The 2,582-nt window shown below is 73.3% G+C and carries 3 protein-coding genes; all 3 read left to right on the top strand.

Going from position 1 to position 2,582, the window contains the following annotated elements:
* Positions 1–857, top strand: an 857-nt coding sequence (locus AB0G02_RS34890) for an MFS transporter (RefSeq protein WP_360803105.1), incomplete at its 5' end; no start/stop codon positions are given.
* Between the two features lie 35 nt (positions 858–892).
* A complete protein-coding gene (locus AB0G02_RS34885; RefSeq protein WP_360803102.1) occupies positions 893–1,978 on the top strand; it encodes a M20 family metallopeptidase in 1,086 nt (361 codons plus the stop codon).
* A gap of 29 nt (positions 1,979–2,007) precedes the next feature.
* A partial coding sequence (locus AB0G02_RS34880; RefSeq protein WP_360803099.1) for a metalloregulator ArsR/SmtB family transcription factor occupies positions 2,008–2,582 on the top strand: 575 nt, incomplete at its 3' end.

Below are 2,582 nucleotides of genomic sequence, written 5' to 3'. Positions count from 1 at the left end.
GTCACCTCGACCTGGTCGGCGCGGCCCTGCTCGGCACGGGTGTGCTGGCCGTGATGCTGCCGCTGGTGCTGGCCGAGGCGGGCGGCCTGGCCGAGCTGTGGTGGCTGTTCGGGCTGGGCGTGGCGCTGCTCGTGCTCTTCGTGCGGTGGGAACGCCAGGTCGCCGCGCGCGGCCACAGCCCGATGCTCGACATCCGACTGTTCACCGGCACACCCGGCTACGGCACCGGCGCGCTGCTCGGGATGGTGTACTTCGTCGGGTTCTCCGGCATCTGGCTGGTGTTCGCGCTCTACTTCCAGCTCGGCCTCGACTACACGCCGCTTCAGTCCGGGCTGGCCGTGACGCCGTTCGCGGTGGGGTCGGCGGCGTCCGCGGTGATCGGCGGACGCCTGGTCGAGAGGTGGGGTCGCAAGCTGACCGTCACCGGGTTGGTCCTGGTGGTGACAGGGCTGGCGGTGACGGCGGTGGTGCTGCGGTTGGCGCACCCGCACGTCGCCGGGTGGCTGGTCGCGCCCGCGCTGCTGGTCGCGGGTATCGGTGGCGGGTGGGTGATCGCGCCGAACACCACGTTGACGCTGCGGCACGTGCCGGTGTCGATGGCGGGCGCGGCCGGAGGTGCGTTGCAGACCGGGCAGCGCATCGGCGCGGCGATCGGCACGGCGGCGCTGACCGGCGTGTTCTACACCGTGCTGGCCGCGTCCGAGTGGGACTTCCCGGTGGCGGTGTCGATCTCGGTCGGTGGCGCGACGCTGGCGGTGTCGCTGGCCCTGGTGGTGGCCCTGGTCGAGCTGCGCGCCCGCCCGCGCTGTCCGTCCGCTGTGGACGGTGTCGACGAAGTGGTGCCGGACGCGTCATGACCGGCCGACCGGCGCAGTGGGGGCACGATGGCGGGATGGACCTGCTGCCGCTGACCGAGCAGCTGCTCGGCATCCGCTCGACCGCCGACCGGCCGGACGACCTGCGCCGGGCGTTGGACTTCGTGCTCGACGTCGTCGGACCGGGCTTCACCGTGGAGCGGTTCGAGTCGGGCGGCAAACCGAGCGCGCTCGTCCACGCCGGCGATCACCGCCCGCACTTCCGGGTGATCTTCAACGCTCACCTGGACGTGGTGCCGGGCACGGACGACCAGTTCCGACCACGCCGTGACGGCGACCGGCTCATCGCCCGCGGCGCGCAGGACATGAAGCTGTCCGCCCTGGTGCTCGCCTCGGTGTTCCGGGACACCGCCGCCCGGTTGCCGTACCCGATCGGGCTCCAGCTCGTGACCGACGAGGAGGTCGGCGGGCGCGACGGCACCCTGCACCAGCTGGAGCAGGGCGTGACGGCGTCGTTCGTGGTGATCGGGGAGCACAGCGCGCGGCGCGTCGTGGCCGAGTCGAAGGGGCTGGTCACCGTGCGGCTGCGCGCGGTCGGGCGTGCGGCGCACAGCGCCTACCAGTGGCTGGGCGACAACGCGTTGGTCAAGGTCGTGCGGGCGGTGGACGCGGTGCTCGCCGCGTACTCGGTGGCGACGGGGGAGGAGTGGCGGACCACCGTGAACGTCGCTCGCATCTCGTCGGAGAACCAGGCGCTCAACCAGGTGCCCGCGGACGCGACCGCGTGGCTGGACGTCCGGTTCCCGCCGGAGGACACCGACTTCACCGGCCGCACCGCGGACGAGGTCGCCGCCCACTTCACCTCCCTGTGCCCGCCCGGCGTCACGGCCGAGGTCGACCACTTCGAGCCGCCGCACCGGGCCGACCCCGACGGTCCCGACCTCCTGGCGCTCCAGCGCGCCGCCCGCGCCCAGGGCTACTCGGGCGACCTGCTGCGCAAGCACGGTGCGGCCGACTCGCGGTTCTTCTTCCAGCGGGGGATCGACGCGGAGATCTTCGGCGTGGGCGGGGACGGGCAGCACGGGCCGGACGAGTACGCCGACCTCGCGACGGTCGAGCCGTACCGGCGTGCGCTGACCGCGTTCCTGGAGGATCTTGCGTAACGCGTAACCCACTGGTTACGCTTCCCGGCGTGGACGAGGTGGCGAGCGCCATCGCTGACCCCGTGCGGCGGGAGATCCTGGGGATGCTGCGTGACGACGTGCGGCTGTCCGCCGGGCAGATCGCGGAGCGGTTCGCGATCAGCCGCCCCGCGGTGAGCCGGCACCTGCGCGTGCTGCGGGAGAGCGGGCTGGTGCGTGACGAGCTCGTGGGCAGGCAGCGGTTCTACGTGCTGGACGCCTCCCGCTTCACACCCCTGCTCCACTGGCTCGCAGACTTCGCCCCAACCCCGGCCGCCCGCCCTACCCCTGCCGACCGCCCTGCCTCTGTCGACCGCCCTGCCTCTGCCGACCGCTCTGCCTCTGCCGACCGCCCTACCTCTGCCGACCGCCCTGCCCCCGACCGCCCTGCCCCCGACCGCCCTGCCGCCCCCGTCGCCCGCGCTACCCCCGATCGCGCTGCTGCCTCCGGCCGTGCGCCCGACCTGTCCTCGCCCACCCTGCCCTCGCCCGGCTTGTCCGCCGACTGGGAACACCACCTCGACGCCCTGGAGACCGAGGTCTACCGGACCCGGCGGGAACGCCGCGTCGACGAACCGAAGGAGAA

Source organism: Actinosynnema sp. NPDC023658 (assembly GCF_040639995.1).
Classification (GTDB): domain Bacteria; phylum Actinomycetota; class Actinomycetes; order Mycobacteriales; family Pseudonocardiaceae; genus Actinosynnema.
This window is presented reverse-complemented; position numbering and strand designations above follow the sequence as displayed.

What these genes read in the sequence shown, in the direction of transcription:
- AB0G02_RS34885 (WP_360803102.1), top strand. Translation starts at nt 893, where the DNA reads ATGGACCTGCTGCCGCTGACCGAGCAGCTGCTCGGCATCCGCTCGACC.